General features: G+C 66.0%; 23 protein-coding genes and 1 tRNA gene. 11 read left to right on the forward strand and 13 right to left on the reverse strand.

All coding sequences use genetic code 11. The annotated features are described in order from the left end of the window. Nucleotides 1–57: 57 nt before the first annotated feature. The gene (gene hutH, locus ABT392_RS03725) at nt 58–1,617 is read right to left on the reverse strand and encodes a histidine ammonia-lyase (protein WP_334278770.1); all 1,560 of its coding nucleotides are present in this window, start codon (nt 1,615–1,617) and stop codon (nt 58–60) included. 14 nt (nt 1,618–1,631) lie between these two features. Then, nucleotides 1,632–3,323 carry a urocanate hydratase gene (gene hutU, locus ABT392_RS03730; RefSeq protein ID WP_334278771.1) on the reverse strand — a complete coding sequence of 564 codons (1,692 nt, stop codon included), beginning with the start codon at nt 3,321–3,323 and terminating at the stop codon, nt 1,632–1,634. Nucleotides 3,324–3,399: 76 nt separating this feature from the next. Between hutU and hutC the strand changes: the two genes are divergently transcribed. From hutC to ABT392_RS03765, 7 genes are all read left to right on the forward strand, one after another. Further along, the gene (gene hutC, locus ABT392_RS03735; protein WP_395386567.1) at nt 3,400–4,122 is read left to right on the forward strand and encodes a histidine utilization repressor; all 723 of its coding nucleotides are present in this window, start codon (nt 3,400–3,402) and stop codon (nt 4,120–4,122) included. A gap of 124 nt (nt 4,123–4,246) precedes the next feature. Further along, nucleotides 4,247–4,792 carry a HutD/Ves family protein gene (locus ABT392_RS03740; RefSeq protein WP_395386566.1) on the forward strand — a complete coding sequence of 182 codons (546 nt, stop codon included), beginning with the start codon at nt 4,247–4,249 and terminating at the stop codon, nt 4,790–4,792. Continuing rightward, nucleotides 4,789–5,997, forward strand: coding sequence for an imidazolonepropionase (gene hutI, locus ABT392_RS03745; RefSeq protein WP_334278774.1), 1,209 nt, complete (start codon nt 4,789–4,791; stop codon nt 5,995–5,997). Before ABT392_RS03740 ends, hutI begins: the two co-directional genes overlap by 4 nt. Beyond that, nucleotides 5,994–6,800 (forward strand): N-formylglutamate deformylase, encoded by an 807-nt coding sequence (gene hutG, locus ABT392_RS03750; protein WP_395386565.1) that lies wholly within the window; start codon nt 5,994–5,996, stop codon nt 6,798–6,800. Before hutI ends, hutG begins: the two co-directional genes overlap by 4 nt. Next, the gene (locus tag ABT392_RS03755; protein ID WP_395386564.1) at nt 6,797–8,185 is read left to right on the forward strand and encodes a formimidoylglutamate deiminase; all 1,389 of its coding nucleotides are present in this window, start codon (nt 6,797–6,799) and stop codon (nt 8,183–8,185) included. Before hutG ends, ABT392_RS03755 begins: the two co-directional genes overlap by 4 nt. An 81-nt stretch (nt 8,186–8,266) precedes the next feature. Next, nucleotides 8,267–9,823, forward strand: a complete 1,557-nt coding sequence (locus tag ABT392_RS03760; RefSeq protein WP_395386563.1) for a methyl-accepting chemotaxis protein — start codon at nt 8,267–8,269, stop codon at nt 9,821–9,823. A gap of 37 nt (nt 9,824–9,860) precedes the next feature. Continuing rightward, on the forward strand, nt 9,861–10,694 hold the full coding sequence (locus tag ABT392_RS03765; RefSeq protein WP_395386562.1) for a DUF429 domain-containing protein: 834 nt from the start codon (nt 9,861–9,863) through the stop codon (nt 10,692–10,694). On the opposite strand, the gene ABT392_RS03770 is transcribed toward ABT392_RS03765, so the two are convergent. From ABT392_RS03770 to ABT392_RS03790, 5 genes are all read right to left on the reverse strand, one after another. Beyond that, the gene (locus tag ABT392_RS03770; RefSeq protein WP_334278779.1) at nt 10,695–11,801 is read right to left on the reverse strand and encodes an EAL domain-containing protein; all 1,107 of its coding nucleotides are present in this window, start codon (nt 11,799–11,801) and stop codon (nt 10,695–10,697) included. It abuts the gene before it with no gap. Nucleotides 11,802–11,882: 81 nt separating this feature from the next. Continuing rightward, complete coding sequence (gene rocF / locus ABT392_RS03775) at nt 11,883–12,803, reverse strand: arginase (RefSeq protein WP_395386561.1); 921 nt, start codon at nt 12,801–12,803, stop codon at nt 11,883–11,885. A gap of 10 nt (nt 12,804–12,813) precedes the next feature. Beyond that, complete coding sequence (locus tag ABT392_RS03780) at nt 12,814–13,704, reverse strand: LOG family protein (protein ID WP_334278781.1); 891 nt, start codon at nt 13,702–13,704, stop codon at nt 12,814–12,816. 109 nt (nt 13,705–13,813) lie between these two features. Continuing rightward, nucleotides 13,814–14,560: a HesA/MoeB/ThiF family protein gene (locus ABT392_RS03785; RefSeq protein WP_395386560.1), complete on the reverse strand. Its 747-nt coding sequence runs from the start codon at nt 14,558–14,560 to the stop codon at nt 13,814–13,816. Beyond that, nucleotides 14,557–15,495, reverse strand: coding sequence for a LysR family transcriptional regulator (locus ABT392_RS03790; protein WP_395386559.1), 939 nt, complete (start codon nt 15,493–15,495; stop codon nt 14,557–14,559). Before ABT392_RS03790 ends, ABT392_RS03785 begins: the two co-directional genes overlap by 4 nt. Nucleotides 15,496–15,590: 95 nt before the next feature. Here ABT392_RS03790 and ABT392_RS03795 point away from each other — a divergent pair, with 95 nt between their 5' ends. Next, nucleotides 15,591–16,781 carry an MFS transporter gene (locus tag ABT392_RS03795; RefSeq protein WP_395386558.1) on the forward strand — a complete coding sequence of 397 codons (1,191 nt, stop codon included), beginning with the start codon at nt 15,591–15,593 and terminating at the stop codon, nt 16,779–16,781. A gap of 64 nt (nt 16,782–16,845) precedes the next feature. Here the strand turns inward: ABT392_RS03795 and ABT392_RS03800 are convergent, their stop codons facing one another. Together ABT392_RS03800 and ABT392_RS03805 are read right to left on the reverse strand one after the other, a co-directional pair. Continuing rightward, on the reverse strand, nt 16,846–18,279 hold the full coding sequence (locus tag ABT392_RS03800; protein WP_334278784.1) for a S41 family peptidase: 1,434 nt from the start codon (nt 18,277–18,279) through the stop codon (nt 16,846–16,848). Nucleotides 18,280–18,490: 211 nt separating this feature from the next. Continuing rightward, nucleotides 18,491–19,582 (reverse strand): ABC transporter ATP-binding protein, encoded by a 1,092-nt coding sequence (locus tag ABT392_RS03805; protein WP_334278785.1) that lies wholly within the window; start codon nt 19,580–19,582, stop codon nt 18,491–18,493. A 93-nt stretch (nt 19,583–19,675) separates the two neighbouring features. On the opposite strand from ABT392_RS03805, the gene ABT392_RS03810 reads away from it, so the two are divergent. The 3 genes from ABT392_RS03810 to ABT392_RS03820 all read left to right on the forward strand — a co-directional run bounded on the left by ABT392_RS03810 (nt 19,676) and on the right by ABT392_RS03820 (nt 21,800). Beyond that, the gene (locus ABT392_RS03810) at nt 19,676–21,319 is read left to right on the forward strand and encodes an ABC transporter permease (protein WP_334278786.1); all 1,644 of its coding nucleotides are present in this window, start codon (nt 19,676–19,678) and stop codon (nt 21,317–21,319) included. A gap of 32 nt (nt 21,320–21,351) precedes the next feature. Beyond that, a tRNA-Arg gene (locus ABT392_RS03815) sits at nt 21,352–21,426 on the forward strand. Between the two features lie 179 nt (nt 21,427–21,605). Beyond that, nucleotides 21,606–21,800 carry a hypothetical protein gene (locus ABT392_RS03820; protein ID WP_395386557.1) on the forward strand — a complete coding sequence of 65 codons (195 nt, stop codon included), beginning with the start codon at nt 21,606–21,608 and terminating at the stop codon, nt 21,798–21,800. A gap of 297 nt (nt 21,801–22,097) precedes the next feature. Here the strand turns inward: ABT392_RS03820 and ABT392_RS03825 are convergent, their stop codons facing one another. The 4 genes from ABT392_RS03825 to ABT392_RS03840 form a co-directional block, all read right to left on the reverse strand. Next, entirely contained in the window at nt 22,098–22,241 is a 144-nt protein-coding gene (locus tag ABT392_RS03825) for a lmo0937 family membrane protein (protein WP_395386556.1), read from the reverse strand. 55 nt (nt 22,242–22,296) lie between these two features. Next, nucleotides 22,297–22,479: a CsbD family protein gene (locus ABT392_RS03830; protein ID WP_334278789.1), complete on the reverse strand. Its 183-nt coding sequence runs from the start codon at nt 22,477–22,479 to the stop codon at nt 22,297–22,299. A gap of 56 nt (nt 22,480–22,535) precedes the next feature. Then, nucleotides 22,536–22,946, reverse strand: a complete 411-nt coding sequence (locus ABT392_RS03835; RefSeq protein WP_334278790.1) for a PRC-barrel domain-containing protein — start codon at nt 22,944–22,946, stop codon at nt 22,536–22,538. A 689-nt stretch (nt 22,947–23,635) separates the two neighbouring features. After that, nucleotides 23,636–24,208, reverse strand: coding sequence for a PEP-CTERM sorting domain-containing protein (locus ABT392_RS03840; RefSeq protein WP_334278791.1), 573 nt, complete (start codon nt 24,206–24,208; stop codon nt 23,636–23,638). Nucleotides 24,209–24,337: the final 129 nt, after the last annotated feature.

The following is a 24,337-nucleotide window of genomic DNA, read 5'->3' on the forward strand; positions in this document are numbered from 1 at the left end:
TTGTCGGTGCATCCGCCGACTGGGGCCTCGCCGTGCCTGCGAGGCCATGGGCGCCTTTCAGTCTTCGCCAAACACCCGCATGCCGCCTTCCTCGCGCAGCAGCTGCGCCAGCCGGCCGCTGCCGACCAGGGCGAAGGCATGCTCGATGTCGGGCGCCAGGTAGTGGTCGTCCGGCATCGGAGGGCAGGTCTCGCGCAGCAATGCGTACACGTGCTCCAAGGGTGCCGAGCTCTGCAGCGGGCGCAGGAACTCGAAGCCTTGCGCTGCGGCCAGCAGCTCGATGGCGATGATGTGCCCGGTGTTGTCCAGCATCGCGCCCAGCCGACGGGCCGCGAAGGTGGCCATGCTCACATGGTCTTCCTGGTTGGCGCTGGTGGGCAGGCTGTCGACGCTGGCCGGATGGGCCAGCGATTTGTTCTCGCTGGCCAGGGCCGCGGCCGTGACGTGAGCAATCATGAAGCCCGAGTTCAGGCCGGCATTGGCCGTCAGGAAGGGCGGCAGGCGCGAGACGCCGGTGTCGATCAGCATGGCGATGCGGCGCTCGGCGATGGCGCCCACCTCGGCAATCGCGCAGGCCAGCGCATCAGCGGCCAGGGCCACCGGCTCGGCGTGGAAGTTGCCGCCGCTGACCATGTAGCTCGTGCCATCGTCCTGGGCAAACACGAGCGGGTTGTCGGTCACGGCGTTGGCTTCGCGCAGCAGCACCTCACGCACATACCGGGCCTGGTCCAGGCATGCGCCCATCACCTGGGGCTGGCAGCGAAGGCAGTAGGGGTCCTGCACGCGGTCGTCGCCCGACCGGTGGGACTGGCGGATCGCGCTCCCAGTCAAGAGCTGGCGGTAGGCCGCTGCCGCCTCGATCTGGCCGGGCTGTCCGCGCACGGCGTGGATGCCCGGATCGAAGGGACCATCGCTGCCGCGTGCAGCATCCAGCGTCAGGGCGCCCGAGACGATGGCCGTTGCGTAGACGACCTCGAAACGGATCAGGCCTTCCAGCGCCAGCGCGGTGGAGGTCTGCGTGCCGTTGATCAGGGCCAGTCCTTCCTTGGCCTGCAGCTGCAAGGGCTTCAGTCCCGCCTTTTCCAGCTCGGCGAGGGCCGGCTTGCGCCGGCCGTTCACCAGCATCTCGCCTTCGCCCATCAGCGCGAGGCTCATGTGCGAGAGCGGCGCCAGGTCGCCCGAGGCGCCCACCGAGCCTTGCGCCGGCACGTAGGGAATCAGGCCGGCGTTGAAGACGTCGAGGATGGCCTGCACCACTTCCTCGCGCACGCCGGAATGGCCGCGAGCCAGCGAGGCCGCCTTGGTGGCCATCATCAGGCGAACGACTTCAGGCGCCAGCGGTGCGCCGACGCCGACACAGTGCGAGCGGATCAGGTTGCGCTGCAGGGCTGCCAGGTCGTCCTTGCTGATGCGCGTGCTGGCCAGCTTGCCGAATCCGGTGTTGACGCCATAGACGGCCGCGTCGCCAGCGGCGGCTGCCTGCACCACGGCGGCACTGCGGCGGATGGTGGCGGCGGCGCTCTCATGCAGTGCGAGCTTCACGCCACCGTGGCGGATGCTGCGGAGCTGGTCCAGCGTCAGCCGTCCGGGGGTGATTTCGAGGGTCGTGATCGTCATTCTTGTTCTCGGCCTTATTCAGTGATCATGGGCAGATTCAGGCCCTTGTCGTGCGCGCACTTCTCGGCGATTTCGTAGCCGGCATCTGCATGGCGCATCACGCCGGTGGCCGGGTCGTTCCAGAGCACGCGCTCGATGCGCTTGGCCGCTGCGTCGGTGCCGTCGCAGACGATCACCACACCGCTGTGCTGCGAGTAGCCCATGCCCACGCCGCCGCCATGGTGCAGCGAGACCCAGGTTGCGCCACCGGCGGTGTTCAAGAGCGCGTTCAGCAGCGGCCAGTCGGAGACGGCGTCGGAACCATCACGCATGCTCTCGGTTTCGCGGTTAGGGCTCGCGACCGAGCCGCTGTCCAGGTGGTCCCGGCCGATCACGATGGGCGCCTTCAGTTCGCCACGCTTGACCATCTCGTTGAACGCAAGGCCGGCGATGTGGCGCTGGCCCAGGCCCAGCCAGCAGATGCGCGCCGGCAGGCCCTGGAAGGCGATGCGCTCGCCCGCCATGTCCAGCCAGCGGTGCACGCGGGCTTCGTCAGGAAACAGCTCCTTGATCTTGGCGTCGGTCTTGCGGATGTCTTCCGGGTCGCCCGAGAGCGCCACCCAGCGGAACGGACCACGGCCCTCGCAGAACTGCGGTCGCACGTAGGCGGGCACGAAGCCGGGGAAGTCGAAGGCGTTCTTGACGCCCTGGTCCAGCGCGACCTGGCGAATGTTGTTGCCATAGTCCACGGTCGGGATGCCCATAGCCTGGAAGTCGAGCATGGCCTGCACATGGACGGCACAGCCGCGTGCGGCGGCGGCCTTCAGGTCGGCATGCTGGCTGGCATCGGCCGCTGCGGCCTTCCATTGCTCCACGGTCCAGCCAGCTGGCAGGTAGCCGTTGATCAGGTCATGGGCCGAGGTCTGGTCTGTCACCAGGTCGGGCTTGATGGCCGAGCCGGCCTTCACGCGCTTCACCAGCTCCGGCAGGATCTCGGCGGCATTGCCCAGCAGGGCGATGGAGATGGCCTTGCCCTCGGCCGTGTACCTGGCGATGCGGGCCAGGGCGTCGTCCAGGTCGGTGGCCTGCTCATCCACATAGCGGGTCTTCAGGCGGAAGTCGATGCGCGACTGCTGGCATTCGATGTTCAGCGAGACTGCACCCGAGAAGGTCGCGGCCAGCGGTTGCGCGCCGCCCATGCCGCCGAGGCCGGCGGTCAGGATCCACTTGCCGACCATGCTGCCGCCGTAGTGCTGGCGGCCAGCTTCGGCGAAGGTTTCATAGGTGCCCTGAACAATGCCCTGCGTGCCGATGTAGATCCAGCTGCCGGCTGTCATCTGGCCATACATCATCAAGCCCTTGCGGTCGAGCTCGTTGAAATGCTCCCAGGTCGACCAGGCAGGCACCAGGTTCGAGTTGGCCAGCAGCACGCGTGGCGCATCGGCATGCGTGCGGAACACGCCGACCGGCTTGCCCGACTGGATCAGGAGGGTCTCGTCGTCGTTCAAGTCCTTGAGCGAGCGCAGGATCTGCTCGAAGCAGTCCCAGTTGCGGGCCGCCTTGCCGATGCCGCCGTACACCACCAGCTCGTCGGGGTTCTCGGCCACCACCGGATCCAGGTTGTTCTGGATCATGCGGAAAGCGGCCTCGGTCAGCCAGCTCTTGCAGCTGAGGGTGGTGCCGGTGGGCGCGCGGACGACGCGGGATTGGGCGGTTGTCTGAGACATGGGGCTCCTCGGCTGGCCAAATTCGATGGTGCGAACTCTAGTTGTCTATACAAGTACAGTCAAGTACGATCTGACCATGGCAAGAAAAGCTCCGGGCGGTCCCGAACCGCAGTACCTGAAGGTCAAGAATCATCTGCGCGAAGGCATTGCCTCCAGCCGCTGGGTGGCCGGCGACCTGCTGCCTTCTGAGGCCGAGCTGGTATGGCAGTTCGAGGTCAGCCGCATGACGGTGAACCGCGCGCTGCGCGAGCTCCTGCAGGAAGGCATGATCGAACGGGTGCAGGGCGTGGGTACCTTCGTGGCGCAGCTGCACAAGATCTCGTCCACCTTGACGGTGCGCGATGTGCACGACGAGATTGCCGAGCGCGGTCACCGCCACGAGTCACGCGTTCACCTGCTTGAGAAGGTCCGCGCCAGCAGCGAGCAGGCAGCCGAGTTCGGCCTGCGCAGCGGCGCCACGCTGTTCCACAGCGTCATCGTGCACCTGGAGAACGGTGTGGCCATCCAGTGCGAAGACCGACTCGTCAACCCGGCCTGCGCACCTGGCTATCTGGGCCTGGATTTCACCCAGACCACACCCACCCAGCACCTGCTGGAGGTTGCGCCGCTCTCCGAGGCGCGCTACACCATCGAGGCAACCGTGCCGGATGAGATGGAGGCCAAGCTGCTGGGCATCACCCGGCGCGACCCTTGCCTGGTGGTGAAGCGCAGGACCTTCAGCCGGGGCCTGACCGTCACGACCGTGAGGCTGACGCATCCCGGATCCCGGTATCTGCTCGAGGGGAGCTTTCAAGCATGACGACACGGGCCACCCCCGAAGGCGCTTCGCGCCACCCCCTCAAGGGGGCGCGACCGACGGCCCGGCAAAGCCGGATCCGCGCTCGCCGCTTGATCAATGCCGTGTTGCTCGACGGAGGTCACGCATGAGTTGGAGCTCAATATCTGCCAGGGATGTTGCGCCGCAGCGCTGGAAGAACAACGGCGGCTGGACCCGCGAGCTGCTGGCCTGGCCGCACAGCAATGACTGGACGCTGCGCATCAGCGTGGCCGACATCGAGGCCGATGGCCCGTTCTCCGCCTTCGAATGCGTGCAGCGCTGGTTTGGCGTGCTGTCGGGCGAGGGCGTGCGCCTGGCCGGCATGGATCGCCGTGGCGGCGATGGCCTCCTGAGCTTTGATGGTGCGCAAGCGCCTGACTGCCAACTGATCAATGGCCCGACGCGCGACTTCAATTTGATGCACCGGCGCGGCCGCGGCCGGATGCAGGTGTTCCGAGCCGAACAGGCCTGGCCGGCCCATGGCCAGCTCGTGGCGCTGTTCACTGCGGAAGGTGGAACGCTGACCCATGGCGGGCGGCCCATGCCGCTGGCGCCGCTGAGCCTGGCCTGGTGTGAGTCGCCGGTCGCGCAGGCGTTGCAGTTCGAAGGCGAAGGCGAGGCCTGGTGGATGGTCTGGAGTGAATCGGCATGAGGCGTGTGCTCTGGAAGAACGCCCGCCTGGCAACGCTGGCCGGTCGTGAGCCCTGGGGCTGGGTCGAGCAGGGCGCCTTGCTGACGGAAGGCCTGACCATCGCCTGGGTCGGCCCCCAGGCCGGGCTGCCGGCTGGACTGCAGTTCGATGAAGAACATGATCTCGAGGGCGCTGTCGTCACGCCGGGGCTGATCGATTGCCACACGCACCTGGTCTACGGCGGCCAGCGGGCGCGCGAGTTCGAGCTGCGCCTGCAGGGCGCCAGCTACGAGGAGATCGCGCGCGCCGGTGGAGGTATCCGCTCCTCGGTGGCGGCCACGCGAGAGACCGATGAGGAGCTGCTGTTCCAGCTCGCGGCCGCGCGGCTGCAAAGCCTCAAGGCCGAGGGGCTGACGACCGTCGAGATCAAGTCCGGCTACGGGCTTTCGCTGGAGGCCGAAGCCAAGTCGCTGCGCGTGGCGCGGCGGCTGGGGCGTGAGGCCGGTGTCGATGTGCTGGCCAGCTATCTCGGCGCCCACGCCGTGCCCCCGGAGTTCCAGGGCCGGCAGGACGAATATGTCGAGGCGGTTTGCGCCTGGATGCCGCAGCTGCAGGCGCAAGGCCTTGTCGATGCGGTCGACGCGTTCTGCGAGGGCATCGGCTTCACGCCTGAGCAGACGCGGCGCGTCTTTGAAACAGCGCGCCGCCTCGGCCTGCCGGTCAAGCTGCATGCCGAGCAACTGAGCGACCAGGGCGGCACGCAGCTGGCTTGCGAATTCAAGGCGCTGTCCTGCGACCACCTGGAGCACCTGAGTCCGGCCGGCGTGCTGGCGATGGCGCAGAGCGGCGCGGTGGCGGTGCTGCTGCCCGGCGCCTACTATTTCCTGCGCGACACGCACCTGCCGCCCATCCAGGCGCTGCGTGAAGCCGGCGTACCCATGGCGGTGAGCACCGACCACAACCCCGGTACCTCGCCTACGCTGTCCATCCTGCTGATGCTGAACATGGCCTGCACGCTGTTCCGCCTGACGCCCGAAGAGGCGCTGCGAGGCCTGACCGTCAACGCGGCCAAGGCCCTGGGCCTGGCTGATCGAGGCCAACTGGCGCTGGGCCAGCGCGCCGATTTCTGCGTCTGGGATGTCTCCCACCCCAACGAGCTGTCCTACTACTTCGGCCGCAATCCGCTGCTTTTGCGCGTGCGCGGCGGCATCGAGTCAAGACCATGAGCCAAACCGCCCAACCCGTCTTCACGCTGCGGCAAGGCCGCACCCCGCTGCTGATCAGCATGCCGCACATCGGCACCGCCATCCCCGAGGATCAACACCATCGCTATCAGCCGCGTGCGCTGCAGAGCGAGGACACCGACTGGCACCTCGGCCAGCTCTATGGCGAACTGGCCGAGGAGCTCGGCGCCAGCCTGATCCAGCCGCATTGCTCGCGCTTTCTGATCGACCTGAACCGCCCGCCTGAGGACACGCCCATGTACCCGGGCGCCTCGAACACCGAGCTGTGCCCGACGCGCTTCTTCACCGGCGAGCCGCTGTACCTCGACGGGCAGGCGCCAGACGAGGCGGAAAAGCTGCGCCGCCGGCAGACGTATTGGCTGCCGTATCACCGTGCCCTCAACGCTGAGCTGCAACGGCTCAAGACCCTGCACGGCCACGTCGTGCTGTTCGATGCCCACAGTATTCGCTCCGAGCTGCCCTGGCTGTTTGAAGGCCGGCTGCCCGACCTGAATCTCGGCACCGTCGATGGCAAGTCCTGCGACGCCTCCATCACGGCGGCGCTGGGCGACTTGCTGGCCAGTCAGTCGGACTACACGCAGGTGGTGAACGGCCGCTTCAAGGGCGGCTTCATCACCCGCCACTATGGCCAGCCCGCGCAGGGCCAGCATGCGGTGCAGCTGGAGATGTGCCAGTGCTGCTACATGAACGAGCCGGCGCCGTTTGAATACCGGCCCGACCTGGCAGCCCGGGTGCAGCCGCTCTTGAAGCAGATGCTCCTGACCCTGCAGGCCTGGAAGCCATGAGCGGCACCAGGACTTTCTGGGCGGCCGAGGCCTGGATCGAGGGGCGCTGGCAGCGCGATGTGCTGCTGGAAGCCGGCAGCGATGGCCATTGGCTTCGCATCAGTGCCGGTGTTCCCTTGCCTGCAGGCGCAGAGCAACTTCAAGGCCCGGTGATGCCCAGCCTGGTCGATGCCCACAGCCACGCGTTCCAGCGTGCCTTCGTCGGCCTCGCGGAGCGGCGCGACAGCGGGTCGGACGATTTCTGGTCCTGGCGTGACCGCATGTACGGCGTGGCATTGCGCATCACGCCCGAGCAACTCCAGGCGATTGCGGCCCAGCTGTACCTGGAGCTGCTGGGTGGTGGCTATACCCAGGTCTGCGAATTCCACTACCTGCAGCACCGCGAGGATGGCAGCGCCTTTGATGACGAACTGGCGATGAGCTGGGCCCTGGCCGATGCGGCGCAGGCGGTCGGCATCGGCCTCACGATGCTGCCGGTGCTGTATGCCCATGCCGGCTTCCAGCAGGCTGAGCTCCGGCCCGACCAGCGCCGCTTCGCCACCGACGCCGACTGGATCTGGCAGGCCAGCCAACGCATCAATGCGGCAGGGCGTTCGCTGCTCAATGCCGGCGTGGCCCTGCATTCGCTGCGCGCGGCCCATGCAGCGGATATCCGCCGTTTGCAGTCCCTGGTCGGCGATGCGGACCTGCCCATCCACATCCACATCAGCGAGCAGCAGCAGGAGGTGCACGACTGCCTGGCCGCCACCGGCCAGCGGCCCATGCAGTGGCTCGCCCATGAGTTCAAGCCCGATGCGCGCTGGCAGCTCGTGCATGCAACGCACAGCACGCCCGAGGAGATCGAGCAGGTCCGTGCCAGCGGCGCCGGTGTGGTGATCTGCCCTGGCACCGAAGCCAATCTGGGTGACGGCCTCTGCGATCTGCCTGGTTGGCTCGCCGCAGGCGTGCCCCTGAGCCTGGGCTCGGACAGCCACGTGACCCGCGATTGGGTCGAAGAGTTGCGCTGGCTGGAATACGGTCAGCGGCTTGGCATGCAGCGCCGCAATGTGGCGGCTGCGCCGGGCTTGCAGGCTTCTACCGGCGAGCGGCTGTTCGAGGCGATGCTGGCCGGCAGTGCCGCGCCAGCGGGCTTCAAGGCCTGGGGCTTCAAGCCCGGCGCACGGGCGGACTTCCTGGTGCTGGATCCGCAGGCCTCGGGCCTGCTCGGCCTGGCCTCGTCCGCCAGGCTGGATGGGTTGATATTTGGCAGCCAGGGTCAGGTCTTGAGTCAGGTCTATGTGGCCGGCGAGTGCCGTTTGCACCAGGGTCGGCACCCGCAGCAGCCGGCGATTGGTGCAGCCTTCGGGAAAGCCATGCATTCCCTGTGGTCTGCAGCGGACGAATAGGCCTTGCAGGTGCGGCCTGCGCACTGGTAGTCTTCACGGCGGTGAATCGAGTGAATCTGCCTGTCGTTGGGAGCTCCCGCCATGTTGTCACTGAGCAATTTCACGATCCGCGCGCGCTTGTTTGCACTCGCCGCTCTGGCCATCCTCACGATGGTACTCATCGGGGTACAGGGGCTCTACAGCCTCGGCCAGGCCCGCGACAAGTTCATCCACTACAACAGCAACGACGTGCAGTCGCTGACCGAGATGGCCAGCGTGCGCGCCGAGGTGGGCAATCTGCGGCGCTACGAGAAAGACCTCTTGATCAACGCCAATGATCCGAAGGCGGTCGAGAAGTACCGCAAGGAATGGCTTGAGGCCTACCGCAAGTCCACCGAGGGTCTCAAGCGCATCGGCAAGCTGGATGTCGCGCCGGATGTCCAGAAGATGCCCGAGACCATGTTCAAGCAACTGGAGGAATACCGCGGGGGCTTGCTGGCCGTGGCAGACCGGGTCGAGAAGGGTGAGTTCTCCGACACCGCCAGCGCCAACAAGGCGACCGAGCCCATCAAGGGTCCCGTGCGTGCACTGGAAAAGGCCCTGGGCGAAATGACCAAGTTGATCGACAAGCACGGCGAGGAAGAGACGGCACGGCTGGGCGAGCATGAGCGATCGGTGCGGCGTTCGCTGATGCTGGTGATTGCCGCTGGCGTGCTCTGCGTCGGCACCTACACCTTCTTCAATATCCGCTCGATCCTGCAGCCGCTCGCGGACGCCGTGGGCAGTGCCGAACGGATCGCTCATCACGACCTCAGCCACGATGTGCAGGCCCGCGGCGTCGACGAGACCTCGGCGGTCATGCGCGGGGTGCAGGCCATGCAGGCCTCCCTGAAAAGCGTGGTCACCGGCGTCAGAAGCGCCACCGACAGCATTGCCACCGCTTCACGCGAGGTGGCTGTGGGCAGCAACGACCTGAGTCAGCGCACCGAGCAGGCCGCATCCAACCTGGAAGAAACCGCCTCGGCCATGGAACAGCTGACCGCCAGCGTGACCCACAACGCCGACTCGGCCCGCCAGGCCAACCAGCTCGCCAAGGAAGCCGCGCAGGTGGCTCATCGTGGCGGCACGGTGGTGGGCGAGGTGGTGGGCACCATGGGCAAGATCAGCGCCTCCAGCAGCAAGATCAGCGACATCATCTCGGTGATCGACGGCATCGCCTTCCAGACCAACATCCTGGCCCTGAATGCGGCTGTGGAGGCCGCGCGCGCCGGCGAGCAAGGGCGCGGCTTCGCGGTCGTGGCCGGCGAGGTGCGCACCCTGGCCCAGCGCAGCGCCGAAGCGGCCAAGGAGATCAAGGCCTTGATCACGGCCAGCACAGAGAGCGTGGAGAGTGGCGCGCTGCTGGTGCAGCGCGCCGGCCAGACCATGCAGGAGATCGTGGCCTCGATCGAGCGCGTGGGCGGCATCGTGGCCGAGATCAGCAATGCAACCGCCGAGCAGAGCTCGGGCATCAACCAGATCGGCCAGGCCATTGCCAACCTCGACCAGATGACGCAACAGAATGCCGCGCTCGTCGAAGAGTCGGCCGCGGCCGCGCATAGCCTGCAGCAGCAGGCCGAGGACCTGGCCAAATCGGTGGCGGTGTTCAAGCTGGCCTGAAGCAATAGGACGGGCCGGCACCGCTACAGTGCCGGCCATGTCCTCTTCGTCCCCGAACTCGCCCCCGACGCCGCTGCTGGGCATCGACTTCAGCAGCGCGCCCAGCCGCCGCAAGCCCATCTGGATGGCACAGGGCGAGCGCCATGGCGCCGTGCTGCGCCTGCAGAGTCTGCAGTCCTTCGAAACGCTCGAGAGCTTTGGCGCCTGGCTCGCGCAGCCGCAGGCCTGGCTGGGTGTTTTCGACATGCCCTTCGGTCTGCCGCGTGAGCTGGTACAGACGCTCGGCTGGCCGCTGGAATGGCTGCCCTTGATGAAGCACTACGCCAGTTTGACCCGGGCCGAGATCCGCGATCAGTTTGCAGCCTTCTGCAACGCGCGGCCCGTGGGTTCGAAGTTCGCGCACCGTGCTTGCGATGGCCCCGCCGGCTCATCGCCCAGCATGAAATGGGTCAATCCGCCGGTGGCCTACATGCTGCACGCGGGTGTGCCCTTGCTGCTGGAGGCGGGTGCGAGCTTGCCTGGCCTGCATGAAGGCAACCCGCAACGTCTGGCCCTGGAGGGTTACCCCGGCCTCACCGCTCGCGAACTGATAGGCCGGCGCAGCTACAAGAGCGATACGAAGGCCATGCAGACGCCCGAGCGGCTGATCGCCCGCAAGGATGTGGTCGAGGCGCTGGAGCAGGGCCGCAGCCGGCTGGGGCTGCGCCTCAAGGTCAGCCACGCCCAGCGCGATGAGCTGGTGGCGGATGGCTCGGGCGACAAGCTCGATGCAGTGCTGTGCCTGACGCAGGCGGCCTGGGCCGTGCAGCAGCCGCGCTATGGTTGGCCCGTGGACGCCGATGCACTGGAGGGCTGGATCACCAGCGCCTGATCACACCAACTCGAACGGCCGCGGCTTGCCGGTCAGATAGCCCTGGATCAGCTGAAAGCCCAGCTCGCGGCAGGCCTGTGCCTCGGCCTCTTCCTCGACGCCTTCGGCCAGCGTGACCGAGCCGAGGTCAGTCACGAGCTTGACCAGGTCGCGCACCACGCGCAGCTTGCGGTCGCTGGCTTTGTGGATGCCGCGAATCAGGGCCATGTCGAACTTGACGAAGTCGGCCGGCACCTCGCCAATCTCATTGAGCCGGGCCTGGCCGGCACCGAAGTCGTCATAGGCGAAGCGGGCACCGATGTCCTTGAGCCAGGCGCCAAGCTCGCGCATGCGGTCGGTTTCCATCACGGCGGTTTCATGGATCTCGACGATCAGCTGCAGCTCGGGCCACTGCTTCAGCGTCTGTTCCAGCGCGTTGCGAAAACCCGGCTCGAAGGTTTCGCGCGGGTGTGTGTTGACGAACAGCGCCGCAGGCCCCAGCTTGGGCGCCAGCATGCGAATGCCGTGGGCCCGGAATGCCTCGCTCAACTCGGCTTCCAGGTTGAGCTGGGCGGCCAGGCTGAACAGATGCATCGGCGAAGCCGGCAATTCGGGGTGCTGGCTGCGGCCCAGCAGCTCGAAGGCGAACAGCTGGCTGTCATGGGCCCGCACGATGGGCTGGGCGGCGCCGGAGAGGCCAACGCCCTCCAGCAGCGCGCGGAACTGTGCTTCCTTGGGCGAGAAGTACTCGCTCAGCGTCGCACCGGGCTGGACCAGCACGGTGCGACCGTCGTCGGCGGCCAGGGCGGCGGCGGGGCCGGTGAGGAGGATGGACTTGAGGCGGAATTCGACATGGCCGAAGTGCACGATGTCGTTCTCGGACAGCAGGGCCGAACCACTGATGCGCTCGCGGTTGACGAAGCTGCCATTGGTGCTGTCCAGGTCGGTCAGGCGCAAGCGGCCCGACACATCGGCGGCCAGCTCGGCATGGCGCCGGCTCAGGCTGGTGGAGTTGACGACGAGGTCATTGTCGGCTTCGCGCCCGACCCGAAACGGCAGCGTGCCCACCACATGGGTGAGGCGCGAGCCATCGGCCGAAATGGCCTCGAAGAACCATTGTTTGTGCATGACTTCTCTCGTGCGTCGTCGAGCCAATGGTAAAGGGCAGCTCTGCCGGCTACCACCGGGATAGCCTGCAGTCTGGGGGGCTTACTTGCGCATCAGGGTGGATTTTCCGAAGAGGGATTCGATCAGGTCCACAGCCAGTTCGGCGGTCTTGTTGCGCACGTCCAGCGCCGGATTCAGCTCCATCACGTCCAGCGAGCCCATGCGGCCGGTGTCGGCGATCATTTCCATGCACAACTGGGCTTCGCGGTAGGTCGGGCCGCCGGGCACGGTGGTGCCGACGCCGGGAGCGATGTCGGGGTCCAGGAAGTCGACGTCGAAGCTCACATGCAGGTGCGTGTTGGCGTCCAGCGTGGCCAGGGCCAGCTCCATCGTGTGGCGCATGCCCATCTCATCGATGTAGCGCATGTCGAAGACCTCGAGCTCCTGCTCGTGGACGAAGCGCTTCTCGCCGGCATCGACGCTGCGGATGCCGATCTGGCGCACCCACTTGGGGCTGATCGCGGGCACCTTGCCGCCAATCTCGATCAGCTCCTGCGGCCCGTGGCCGGCCAGGCAGGCCACGGGCATGCCATGGATATTGCCGCTGGGGGTCAGGGTGCTGGTGTTGAAGTCGGCATGGGCGTCCAGCCAGAGGATGCGCAGCTTCTTGCCGGTGTCGCGGCAGTGGCGGGCCACGGCGCTGATCGAGCCTATGCCCAGGCAATGGTCGCCGCCCAGCAGGATGGGCATGCGGCCGTCCTGCAGCTCGGCATAGACCGCGTCGTGCACGCTCTGGTTCCAGGCCACCACTTCGGGCAGGTGGCGATAGCCCTCCACGGGCGGCTGCCAGGGGTTGGACGGGCCGCTCAGGTTGCCGCGGTCCACCACATCGACGCCGTGGTCTTCCAGGGTGGCGCCCAGGCCAGCCACGCGCATGGCCTCAGGGCCCATGCTGGCGCCGCGTGCGCCTGCGCCGATGTCGGTGGGCGCGCCGATCAGGGAGACTTTTCTCAGGGTGGTCATCGAATTTCCTTCAGGCCGCGTCGGTATCGGCGGGGTTCATGTCGTATTCATTTTCGAGCAGCGCCCAGGCTTCCTCGGCCGTCTCGACGAAGTGGAACAGGTCCACATCGCCGGGGCTGATCATGCCGGTCTCGACCAGCACGTCGAAGTTGATCAGCTTGGTCCAGAACTCGCGACCGAACATCAGGATCGGGCGCGACCGGCACTTGCCGGTCTGGATCAGCGTCATCGCTTCGAAGAGCTCGTCCATGGTGCCGAAGCCGCCAGGGAAGGCCACCAGCGCCACCGAACGCATCAGGAAATGCATCTTGCGCAGCGCAAAGTAGTGGAAGCGGAAGCACAGCTCCGGCGTGATGTAGGGGTTGGGGAACTGCTCATGCGGCAGGACGATGTTCAGCCCGATGCTGCGGCCGCCCACCTCATGCGCGCCGCGGTTGCCGGCTTCCATGATGCCGGGGCCGCCGCCAGTGACAACGTAGATCGGGTTGTTGCGCTCCATCGAGGTGCGCGTGACGATGGCGGCGAAGCGCCGCGCCTCTTCGTAGTAGTGGCTCATCGCCAGCTGCGTCCTGGCGCGGGCCAGTGCGCCCGCCTTGTCCGGGCCTTCAGCGGCCTCGGCTGCAGCCAGTGCTGCCTCGGCGCCTTCACGGGAAGGGATGCGCGCACTGCCGAAGATCACCAGCGTCGACTTGATGCCTTGCTCCTGCTGGATCAGCTCCGGCTTGAGCAGTTCGAGCTGCATGCGCACCGGGCGCAATTCATCGCGCAGCAGGAACTCGTTGTCGGCGAAGGCCAGGCGGTAGGCGCCCAGGTCTTCGAAGGCAGGCATTGGCGGAGGCTTGCTGGCCTCTTCCTTGGCGCTGTGGAAATTGCGGGCGTCGAGCGGGTTGCGCTTTTTCATGATGGTTCCCGCGGCATGCAGGCGTTCAGAGGGCGCTTCTCGCGCCGGGCGGCAGCTTAAGTCACTGCGGGCTGAATATTCTTCCGTATTTCGTTCGAGAACTTTGCAATCATTCGGCGCAACACGGGCAACTCTCGTCGCGTCGCACAGCAATCTCGTTCCATTCCATCGTTCGTGCGTCCAGCATCAGCAAGCGGCCCCGCAGGCCGTCCGCCATGCCGGCAAGCAGCTTCAGCCCCTCGGCCGCCTGCAGGCTGCCGATGATGCCCACCAGTGGCGCGAACACGCCCATGGTGGCGCAGCGCTGTTCCTCGAAGCGGCTGTCGGGAGGAAACAGGCAGGCGTAGCAGGGGCAGTCGGACTGACGGCGGTCGTAGACGCTGATCTGGCCGTCAAAGCCGGTGGCCGCAGCAGCCACCAGCGGCTTGCGATGCTTGACGCAGACCTTGTTGACTGCATGGCGGGTGGCGAAGTTGTCGCTGCAATCCAGCACCAGGTCGGCACTGGCCACCAGCTCATCGAGCAGGGCGGCATCGGCGCGCTGCTGCACGGCGCGCACCTCGGCACCAGGGTTGATCTCGCGAATGCTCTGCGCGGCCGATTCCACCTTGGCCTGGCCGATGCGATCCTGTCGGTGCGCGATCTGGCGCTGCAGATTGGTCAGGTCGACCGTGTCGTCGTCCACCAGCGTGATGCGGCCCACGCCGGCCGTGCCGAGGTACAGCGCCACCGGCGAACCCAGGCCGCCGGCGCCTATCACCAGGGCATGGCTGTCCAGCAGCCGCTGCTGGCCCTCGATGCCGATGTCGTCCAGCAGGATGTGCCGCGAGTAGCGCAGCAGTTGCTCGTCGTTCATGGGGCAAGCTTAAGGCCAGTGGCACTGTGCGCAAGGCTGCTCAGGCTGTCGCGCATGGCCGCCACGAAAAGGCGCAGCTTGGCCGGCTGATGGCGCTGGTAGGGATAGACCAGATGGACCGGCAAGGCAGGAGCCCGCCACTGGGGCAGAAGCTGCACGAGGCGACCGGCGGCGAGGTCGTCATGGGCCAGCCATGCTGACATCGCGGCCACCCCCAGCCCGGCGGCAACGGCATTGCGCAGCGCGAACAGGCTGTCGGTGATCAGCCGCGGCCGCAGCGCCAGCCGCGCATGCTGGCCGGCCGGGCCGTGCAGGGTCAGTTCGTTGCGATAGAAGGTGCCCAGGGCCAGCCAGTCGAAGCTGTTCAGGTCCGCAGGGGCCTGCGGCGGGGCCCGGCCTTCGAGCAGGCTGGGTGCCGACACGACGATGCGCGGTATCTCGGCCAGCTTGAGTGCAACAACCGAGGTGTCGGCCAGCGCGCCAACGCGGATTGCGCAGTCGAGGTCCTGCGCGCTGAACTTGGGTGGCTGATCGTCCAGCAGCCATTCCACATTGAGCTTGGGCGCCCGGCGCAGCAAATCGATCAGCGGCTGCATCAACTGAAGCTGCCCCAAGGCGTGAGGAACCAACACCCGCAGCATGCCTTCGGGCTCTTCCTGCGCGCCGCGCAGCGAGGCTTCCATGGCGTCCCAGTCGGCCAGCAGGACGCGCGCCTGCTCATAGCATTGAGCCCCTCCTTCCGTCAGCCGCAAGGCCTGGGTTGATCGCTGCAGCAGCTGCAGTCCCAGGCTCTCCTCCAGTGCCTTCAGGCGCCGGCTGACCGTTGGTTGCGTGGTGCCCAGTTGCAATGCCGCGGCCGACAGGCTGCCGGCCTCGACGATGCGGACAAAGGTGGCCATCAAGGACAGCCGGTCGGTGCTGCTCGTTGTTGTCATACGTTTTGCGCATGAAGCAAATGCAGTTGACTGTACTTCTATGCGTGAGGCGAATCCGAGAGACTTTGCCCATTCGTTCCACTGCTCGTGTCACCATGGACATCACCCGCTCTCCCTCCTCAGCCATTGCGCCGCCCGCACCGCGCCTTTCAAGCAGGCTGGTGCGCTTGCTGGCGGCCGGCGCCGGCTTCTCGGTCGCCGGGCTTTATTACGCGCAGCCCATGCTGGGCAGCCTGGCCGAAGAGTTTCAGGCCAGCAGCGCCCAGGTCGGCCTGGTGCCCACATTGACCCAGCTCGGCTATGCCGCTGGCATCCTACTGCTGGCGCCGCTGGGCGACCGCTATGACAGACGCCGCATCATCCTGATCAAGGCGGTGGCTCTGCTGCTGTCTTTGGCCCTGGCGGCCGTGGCGCCGCAGCTGTGGGTGCTGTGGCTGGCGAGCGCCCTGATCGGCCTGTCGGCGACGTTGGCGCAGGACCTGGTGCCGGCAGCGGCCGCCCTGGCGCCAGAGGCCGAGCGGGGCAAGACCGTGGGTTCGGTGATGACCGGGCTGCTGCTGGGCATCTTGCTGTCCCGCGTGGTCAGCGGCGCGCTGGCTCAGCAACTGGGCTGGCGCTGGGTGTTCGTCATGGCGGCCTTGAGCATCGGCCTGCTGGCCTGGCTGTTGCGCCGCGGCCTGCCGCATTTCGCGCCTGGCACTCGGCTCTCCTATGGCGATCTGCTGGCCAGCCTGGTCGGCCTGGTGCGCCGCTATCGCGAGCTGCGCCGTGCAGCGCTGGCCCAGGGGCTGCTGGCGGTGGCTTTCAGTGCCTTCTGGTCCACCTTGGCGCTGATGCTGCACGGAGCGCCCTTGAACCTGGGCAGCGCCGCGGCGGGCGCCTTCGGCCTGGTGGGCGCCGCGGGCGCGCTGGCAGCGCCACTCGCTGGCGCCATGGCCGACAAGCGCGGCCCGGCGCGAGTCATCCTGCTCGGCGCCAGCCTGGTGCTCGCCTCGTTCGCTGCGATGGCCCTCGGCCCGCAGAGCCTGTGGCTGGTGGCCGTTGCGGCCCTGGTGTTCGACCTCGGCTTCCAGGCCAGCCTGGTTTCGCACCAGAGCATCGTCTACGCCATCGAGCCAGACGCCCGCAGTCGGCTCAATGCCGTGCTGATCGGTGCGATGTTCATCGGCATGAGTGCCGGCTCCTGGCTCGGCGGTCTGGCAATGGGGCAGTTCGGCTGGCGCGGCGTCTGCACCCTCGCGGCGATGGCTGCGGGGCTGGCGCTGGTGGTGCGACTCCGCCGCTGAACCCGGGCGGCCAAAGCAAAACGGTCCGCACTAGCGGACCGTTTGTCTTTGTGCCTGAACCGACTTATTCGGTCTTGGCTTCGGCCTTGCGCTCCGCTGCCGTCTTGGATACGGCCACCGGCTGACCCTTGAGCTTGTTGAGGGCCTGGACCAGGGGGAAGTCCTCGCCGCTGCCGAATTCGGGCAGGGGCTTGAGTTCGTTCTTCTTGGCTTCGGCTTCCAGCTTGGCCCGTGCTTCTTCGCGAGCCTTCTCGCGGGCTTCGTCCTTGGCCTCGGGGCCGTTGGCGAGGTGCTTCTCGAGATCGGCTTCGCGCATGCGCAGGGCGGCGAACACATTGCCTTCTGCGGTTTCGTCCAGCATCACGTCGGGCACGATGCCCTTGGCCTGGATCGAGCGGCCGCTCGGCGTGTAGTAGCGGGCGGTCGTGATCTTGAGTGCCGTTTCAGGGCTCAGCTGGCGCACGGTCTGCACCGAGCCCTTGCCGAAGGTCTGCGCACCCATGATGGTGGCGCGGCGGTGGTCTTGCAGCGCACCGGCGACGATCTCGCTGGCCGAGGCCGAGCCTTCGTTCACCAGCACCACCAGCGGCACATTCTTCAGCGCGGCTGGCAGCTTGCGCAGCGGGTCGCTGCTGCCGCGGCGCACGTAGTACTCGGGGCTGGACTTGAAGGTCGCTTTCGACTCGGAGATCTGGCCATTGGTCGAGACCACGTCCACGTCCTTGGGCAGGAAGGCGGCCGACAAGGCAACGGCACCTTCGAGCAGGCCGCCCGGGTCGTTGCGCAGGTCGAGCACCAGGCCCTTCAGATTGGGTTCCTGCTTGTAGATCTCTTCGAGCTTCCTGGCGAAGTCGTCGATCGTGCGGTCCTGGAACTGGCTGACGCGCAGCCAGGCATAGCCGGGCTCAACCACCTTGGCGCGCACGCTTTGCGTCTTGATTTCCTCGCGGATGATGGTGATGGGGAAGCTGCGGCTCTCGCTCTTGCGATAGATGGTCAGCTGCACCTTGGTGGCCGGCTCGCCGCGCATCTTCTTGACGGCTTGATCGATCGTGAGGCCCTTGACCGGCGTTTCGTCGATGCGGCTGATTAGGTCGCCGCTCTTCAGGCCAGCCCGGAAGGCGGGCGAGCCTTCGATCGGGGATACGATCTTGACCAGGCCGTCTTCCATGCCGATCTCGATGCCGACGCCGATGAACTTGCCGGTCGTGCCTTCACGGAATTCCTTGAAGTTCTTCTTGTCGAAGAACTGCGAATGAGGATCGAGACCCGCCACCATGCCGGCGATCGCGTCGTTGATCAGCTTCTTCTCATCGACCGGCTCTACATAGTCGGACTTGACCATGCCGAAGACGGCGGCGAGTTGCTGCAGCTCTTCGAGGGGCAGGGGCGAGAGACCCGTACCGCTGCGGGCAACCGCCTGCAGCTGCATCGTGGTCAGCGCGCCGGCCATGGCGCCCAAAGCAACCCAGCCTGCGACTTTCAGTTTGGCACCCATGATGCGAGCAATCCCTATCGACGAAATCCAGTGTTGATGCGGCTTGGCGGGGTGTTTGCACACCTGGAGCCTCGCTGGTCCCAAGTATAGGCGCTTGCTTAATTTGCCAGTGCTGGTGTAGGGCCGGGCAAGCCCTCATTTCGGGCATTCCAGTGACAAAGCAGACACAGAATCGGTCTCTTTGCGGGGTGACTTTTGGCCGGATCCGGACCTAGTCTGCAGCCCTGCTCAGGCGCGGAAAAGTGACGACATGGTCCACGCTTGCCCGTATGCCAATCCATTCGCCGAGCTGATGGTCGTGGTGCGAGGGTACATGGGCGAGCAACAGTTCGCCGCTGGCAAGCCTCAGTGTGTAAAGAAACTCGGCGCCCCGGAAAATCTTGCGTTCGATGCGGGCTTTCACGGGCGCATCGTCGTCGTGAACGATGTCGTCAGCCCGCAGCAGCAGCTCGCATTCGCCCTGGGGATAGGCGCTGGGCAGCGGGCATTCGGTGGCGTCGCTGAGCTCGCCCATCGGCGTCTGCACCAGCGGCCCGTTGGCGCCTTCGATGATGCGGGCCGAGGTGAAGACGCCATGGCCGATGAAGTCGGCGACAAAGCGCGTGGTCGGGCGGTGGTAGACCGTGTAGGCCTCATCCCATTGCTCGAGCCGTCCCTGGTGCATCACGCCGACGACGTCGCCGACGGCAAAGGCCTCGGCCTGGTCATGCGTGACGAAGAGGGCGGTGGTGCCGCTCTCATGCAGGATGGCGCGCAGCTCCTGCGAGAGCTTCTCGCGCAGGTCCACGTCCAGACTGGAGAAAGGTTCGTCCAGCAGCAGCAGGCGCGGCGAGGGCGCCAGTGCGCGGGCCAGCGCCACGCGCTGCTGCTGGCCGCCTGAGAGCTGGTGCGGCGCACGCTTGGCCGCATGGGCCAGGCCGACCAGGTCGAGCACCTCGGCAATGCGCGCCTGGGCCACATCACGCTTCAGGTGGCGCAGGCCGAAGGCGATGTTGTCCGCCACGCTCAGGTGCGGGAACAGCGCATAGTCCTGGAACACCATGCCAACACGACGCTTCTCGGGCGGCTGGTGCAAACCGGTCTCGGCATCGGCCAGAGTTTCGCCGTCGATGGCGATGCGGCCGGCATGCAGCTTCTCCAGCCCGGCAATGGCGCGCAGGAGCGAGGTCTTGCCGCAGCCCGAAGGCCCGATCAGCACACCGATCTTGCCGGGCGCCAGGCCCAGGCTGACGCCATCCACCGCGGCACGGCTGGCAGCGGTGCCCGGGTAGCGGATGCCTACTTGGTCGAGAGCTAGAAACATGGGGCCATTATCGTCGGCGCCTAGAATGCGGATCGTTCGCATTTGGACCTTCACGGCCATTGGCCAGTTTTTCGGTCCGCCTTCCCCTCCTCGATGCCTCGTCCCTCGCTTCCCGTCTCACCGCTGTCCCTGGTCTCGCTGGTCTGCCTGCTGCTGGCTGTGCCGGTGCTGGGCGTGCTGGGTTCGTGGCTGGCCTGGGATGCCCAGGCGATCAGCATCCTGCAGCACCAGCTCACGACCGTCTTGCCCGAGTACGCGCGCAGCTCGCTGGTCCTGGCAGTGAGCGTGGGTCTGGGCGTGGCCGTGCTGGGCGGCGCAACGGCGGCGGCCGTGAGCCTGTTCGAGTTCCCGCTGCGCCGCTTCTTCGAGTGGGCACTGCTGCTACCGATGGCGATGCCGGCCTATGTGGCGGCCTACGCCTACACAGACTTCCTGCAGTACAGCGGTGCCCTGCAAATGGGGCTGCGCAAGGCATTCAATCTGCAAGGGGCCCTGTGGCCCGATGTGCGCAGCATGCCGGGGGCCATCGTGCTCTTCATCTTCTGCCTGTATCCCTACGTCTATCTGCTGACCCGAACCGCACTGAACGAGCGCGGCGTGGCCCTGATGGAGGCAGCGCGCTCGCTGGGCGCTGGCACCTTGCGGCGGGTGCGCGAGGTGGCCTTGCCTCTGGCCCGGCCGGCGCTGGCCGCTGGCGTGGCGCTGGCCCTGATGGAGACCCTGGCGGACTACGGCGTGGGCGCCTATTTCGGCCTGACGACGCTGACGACCGGTGTCTACAAGGCCTGGCTGGTCATGAACGACCGCCTGGCGGCCGCCCAGCTGGCTTCGGTGCTGCTCGGCGTCGTGCTGCTCCTGCTGTGGCTGGAGCGCCGGGCGCAGGCGCGGATGCGCTTTGCCAGCAGCCGCAGCGGTGCATTGCATGCCAATGAGGCGCGCCGCTTGCGCCTGCAAGGTCTGGCGGCTGCCGGCACATTCGCGCTGTGCGCGCTGCCCATCCTGATCGGCTTTGTGCTGCCGGTCGGCGTGTTGCTGGGCCTGCTGCGCGAAGAGGCCCTGCATGGCGAACTGGGCCTTCCGCTGGAACGCTTCTTCCAGTGGAGCCTGACCAGCCTTGAGCTCTCCGGCCTGGCCGCGCTGCTGACTGTCGGCCTGGCCCTGGTGCTGGCCTATGCCGCGCGCCAGCAGCAGGGTGCGGGCCGCCGCCAGCCCTGGCTGGCCTGGTCGATCCGCATCGTCGGCCTGGGCTATGCCGTGCCTGGCGCTGTGATCGCCGTGGGCATTCTGCTGCCCGTCGGCTGGCTGCAGATCCACTGGCCCGAGCTGGGCCTCACGCCATTGATGACCGGCAGCATTGCCGGCCTGATGTATGCCTACCTGGTGAGGTTCTCGGGCGTGGCCTTGCAGTCGGTCGAGTCAGGTTATGCGCGCATTTCCGGGCATGTGGACGAAAGCGCGCGCATGCTGGGCGCCTCGCGCTGGCGCCTGTTCATCGAGCTGCATGCGCCGCTGCTGGCGCGCTCCACGCTGGCCGCGGCCCTGCTGGTCTTTGTCGATGTGATGAAGGAGCTGCCAGCAACCCTGGTGCTGCGCCCCTTCAACAGTGACACGCTTGCCGTCGTCGCCTACCAGCTGGCCCGCGACGAGCGCCTGGGCGAAGCCGCCTTGCCTTCGCTGGCCATGGTGCTGGTGGGCCTGGCGCCGGTGCTCTTGCTGTCGCGCGCCATGCGTCGATAGCAGATCAGAGCTGCCCCTACAATCCGCTCCCTCTCTCCGTAGTTCAATGGATAGAACGGCCGCCTCCTAAGCGGCAGATACAGGTTCGATTCCTGTCGGAGGGACCATTTGCAAATATCATGATGTCGCTGGATGTCGCTGGATGTCGCATAGCCGCCAAGTGAATTAAGCGCTTGGCGGCTTTTTCTTGTTTCATCGTCTCACGATGTCTCATTGCATCGCATGCAGGCAGGGGGAACATCAGGGGGAACAAACCGCAGTTCCTGACACCGAAAAGCAATCGTTCATGGTCGAGAACACCGCTGGCATTGATCCTCAGGTGATCGAGGCACTAATGGCCCGCGTGAAGGCCGGGCCGCTGGGCGATGCATACAACCGTGCCGAATTCATGGAGAAGCGAAAGGCGCTCATGAAATCCTTGTCCGACTACTTGGACAAGATGCGCAGGGGTGGTCAGGTGATCGCCCTGAATACCGCCTGAGTCATCAGGCTATAGCGGGCCCGGCAACCGAGGCGACTGCGCGGATGCATGACAGCGTAACTGAGGGCGGCAGCGCAATGCAGACTTCATAGGGGTCGGCCGTCATTTGAGCGGCTGCGACTACTCCGGCAGGTGGAGCGTTGGCAATCCGCCTTGATGCGCACCTTGGTGGACTCATAGTCTGCTATGCACATCGTTGCGGCATGGGCGACCGGCAGAACCAGCAGAGCTGCGGTCAGAAGAGCCAAACTGAAGTTTGAGCTCTTGGTCAGGGGCCCTTCAGTGGAAGACTCTGCCTTATGTACGAGAGCCGATGAACCGGACCAGGAAGAGCACGACGGCCACGACCAGCAAGAGATGGATGAATCCGCCCAGCGCCGTTGACTTGACGAGCCCCAGAAGCCAAAGGACAAGGAGGACGACGGCGATGGTCTCAAGCATGTTTCGGCTCCCTTCGGGTCGAAGACCGGCCAGCAGCCGCTGGCCAGTGCGTCGGTCACTTGCGGGTCGCGTCCTTGAGCACTTCCTTCACGTCGCCGACAGCCTTTTGCGTCTGACCTACCGCCTGCTTGCGAATGCCCTTGAGTTGCTGCTCGGTGCTGCCGATCACCTTGCCGGTGGTCTCCTGCACCTTGCCAGCTGCGTCCTTGAGCGTGCCCTTGACTTGGTCCTTGTTCATACATTCACCTTGGGTTGGATTTAGGTAGCTGCGCAGCGAACCGGCTGCGCGACGGTTCACACATTGCGGTAGGGCGTGCCGTAGAACTTGTGCAGGCCGCCCGCCCATGTCTCGTCCGACATCGAAGGCCAGTGATCTTTGTTGAAGCCCGGCGCGTCCTTCAGCGTGTCTTTGGGGACGTTTAGCGTGAAGCGCTTGTTGGTGGTGTCCAGGGCGAGTGCCGCCCAGGGCACTGCGAACAGCTTGTCTCCTAGGCCCAGCACGCCACCGAATGAGAGCACTGCGTAGGCAACCTTGCCCGAGGCCATATCGACCATGAATTCCTTGATGTCGCCCAAGCTCTCGCCGTCCTTGTTGTGGACGTCGTTGCCGAGCAAGGTGTTGGCGCCCATCAGCGCCGGACCGGGTCCGGTCGAGTTGTTGGCATACATGCCGTAGGTGTCGCGTGTGACGTAGCTGGATGTCATGGGATCTCCTGATGTCGGTAGGCGGGACTGATCGGCGACTGGCCAGCACGACGTGCTGCCTACTGGTCTTGGCTCAATCAGCTTCGAACTGGGCCCACACTATTCCGTGCCCTGCCTAAAGTCTGTGCGCCAACGAACGCTGCGCGATGAAGACCTCGGCCACCAATCTCGGCGCTGGCTGAGCAAGGCCGAATCCAAAGTCTGCCGTTCACTCCTGTCATTGAGCTCAGGTACCTTGAAGCGCCCCGCCGCGGGCTCATGCCTCGCCTGCGGCGCTCCGATCTACAACTTCAGTTGAGGAGGTAAGCGTCAGCTCTGCGTCTCGCAACTGGCCAGGGCTGGTGTCGTCGATGGGTCGATAGCGCCTGCTCAATGCTCTGCAGAGCTGCCGTTGACCAGCGCGGGGGTGTTGGGCCCCAAGCGTCGCAGGGACGTGGTGGCCGAGTGTCAGTTTCAAGGTATGCAGCGGTCAGCGCCGCTCTACTGTAGATCCCCTGCCTGCTGGCGGTAGCGCTTGATGGTTAGGGGAACGGATGGGGAATGCAACTTAATTCGGCCGTCGGAAGTCCTTTTAAATCAACGGAATAGTTGAATCTATCTATCCCTGTCGGAGAGACCAATAAAAAACCGGCCTCAGGGGCCGGTTTGAAGCAGCCAGGCGCGAGGCCTGGCCGACATCTTCTATTTCTTTACTGCTTCTGCTTGCGCTTGCGGCTGCTGGCGCCCAGGCCCAGCAGGGCAGCACCGATCAGGGCGATGCTGGTGGGTTCCGGAACGGCGCTGCCGCGGCCGGTGTCGCTGACGACCACATCATCAAAGCCGATGATGCCGGTGCCCGAGTCGGTCTCGAAGAAGAAGTTGATCGTTGCGGCTGCGCCCGTGGCGGTGAAGAAGGTCTGCGTCTGCGCAGGCGACAGCGTGTTGGCGACGGTGAAGATGCTGCCGCCATCGATCTGGTAACGGATCACGTTGCCGGCAGTCAGCACATTGGTGGCCGACCAGAACGAGAAGTCATAGATCGAGCCGGCGGTCGTTGCGATGGTTTGCGACAGGGTCGCGAAGCCGCTGTTGTCATAGCCGTAGACTGCCGCAGCGCCACTCTTGACGAAGTACGCTCCAGTGGTGCACAGGTCGGCGCCGGTGCAGGTCCAGCCGGTCAGGCCGCCTTCGAAGCCGCCATTGGTGACGAGGGTGGGGCTGGCTACTGCGGGCAGGCTCAGGGACAGTGCGGCAACGAGGCCGAGAATCTTGCTTTTGAACATGGACAACTCCGAAAAAGGATGTCCTCCATTCAGCAATTGCTGTGCCAGCCTCTGCTCAATCCGGACTTTCCTCAATGCCCATCGGAGTTCTCTCGCCACGGTGCTCTTGCCTTGGCTGGGCCGGAGCAG

Source organism: Paucibacter sp. JuS9 (assembly GCF_044043925.2).
Lineage (GTDB): Bacteria > Pseudomonadota > Gammaproteobacteria > Burkholderiales > Burkholderiaceae_C > JAUASW01.

Excerpts from the sequence above, each read along its gene's own strand:
- hutH (WP_334278770.1), bottom strand. The coding sequence starts at position 1,617 with ATGACGATCACGACCCTCGAAATCACCCCCGGACGGCTGACGCTGGAC.
- hutU (WP_334278771.1), bottom strand. The coding sequence starts at position 3,323 with ATGTCTCAGACAACCGCCCAATCCCGCGTCGTCCGCGCGCCCACCGGC.
- hutC (WP_395386567.1), top strand. The coding sequence starts at position 3,400 with ATGGCAAGAAAAGCTCCGGGCGGTCCCGAACCGCAGTACCTGAAGGTC.
- ABT392_RS03740 (WP_395386566.1), top strand. The coding sequence starts at position 4,247 with ATGAGTTGGAGCTCAATATCTGCCAGGGATGTTGCGCCGCAGCGCTGG.
- hutI (WP_334278774.1), top strand. The coding sequence starts at position 4,789 with ATGAGGCGTGTGCTCTGGAAGAACGCCCGCCTGGCAACGCTGGCCGGT.
- hutG (WP_395386565.1), top strand. The coding sequence starts at position 5,994 with ATGAGCCAAACCGCCCAACCCGTCTTCACGCTGCGGCAAGGCCGCACC.
- ABT392_RS03755 (WP_395386564.1), top strand. The coding sequence starts at position 6,797 with ATGAGCGGCACCAGGACTTTCTGGGCGGCCGAGGCCTGGATCGAGGGG.
- ABT392_RS03760 (WP_395386563.1), top strand. The coding sequence starts at position 8,267 with ATGTTGTCACTGAGCAATTTCACGATCCGCGCGCGCTTGTTTGCACTC.
- ABT392_RS03765 (WP_395386562.1), top strand. The coding sequence starts at position 9,861 with ATGTCCTCTTCGTCCCCGAACTCGCCCCCGACGCCGCTGCTGGGCATC.
- ABT392_RS03770 (WP_334278779.1), bottom strand. The coding sequence starts at position 11,801 with ATGCACAAACAATGGTTCTTCGAGGCCATTTCGGCCGATGGCTCGCGC.
- rocF (WP_395386561.1), bottom strand. The coding sequence starts at position 12,803 with ATGACCACCCTGAGAAAAGTCTCCCTGATCGGCGCGCCCACCGACATC.
- ABT392_RS03780 (WP_334278781.1), bottom strand. The coding sequence starts at position 13,704 with ATGAAAAAGCGCAACCCGCTCGACGCCCGCAATTTCCACAGCGCCAAG.
- ABT392_RS03785 (WP_395386560.1), bottom strand. The coding sequence starts at position 14,560 with ATGAACGACGAGCAACTGCTGCGCTACTCGCGGCACATCCTGCTGGAC.
- ABT392_RS03790 (WP_395386559.1), bottom strand. The coding sequence starts at position 15,495 with ATGACAACAACGAGCAGCACCGACCGGCTGTCCTTGATGGCCACCTTT.
- ABT392_RS03795 (WP_395386558.1), top strand. The coding sequence starts at position 15,591 with ATGGACATCACCCGCTCTCCCTCCTCAGCCATTGCGCCGCCCGCACCG.
- ABT392_RS03800 (WP_334278784.1), bottom strand. The coding sequence starts at position 18,279 with ATGGGTGCCAAACTGAAAGTCGCAGGCTGGGTTGCTTTGGGCGCCATG.
- ABT392_RS03805 (WP_334278785.1), bottom strand. The coding sequence starts at position 19,582 with ATGTTTCTAGCTCTCGACCAAGTAGGCATCCGCTACCCGGGCACCGCT.
- ABT392_RS03810 (WP_334278786.1), top strand. The coding sequence starts at position 19,676 with ATGCCTCGTCCCTCGCTTCCCGTCTCACCGCTGTCCCTGGTCTCGCTG.
- ABT392_RS03820 (WP_395386557.1), top strand. The coding sequence starts at position 21,606 with ATGGTCGAGAACACCGCTGGCATTGATCCTCAGGTGATCGAGGCACTA.
- ABT392_RS03825 (WP_395386556.1), bottom strand. The coding sequence starts at position 22,241 with ATGCTTGAGACCATCGCCGTCGTCCTCCTTGTCCTTTGGCTTCTGGGG.
- ABT392_RS03830 (WP_334278789.1), bottom strand. The coding sequence starts at position 22,479 with ATGAACAAGGACCAAGTCAAGGGCACGCTCAAGGACGCAGCTGGCAAG.
- ABT392_RS03835 (WP_334278790.1), bottom strand. The coding sequence starts at position 22,946 with ATGACATCCAGCTACGTCACACGCGACACCTACGGCATGTATGCCAAC.
- ABT392_RS03840 (WP_334278791.1), bottom strand. The coding sequence starts at position 24,208 with ATGTTCAAAAGCAAGATTCTCGGCCTCGTTGCCGCACTGTCCCTGAGC.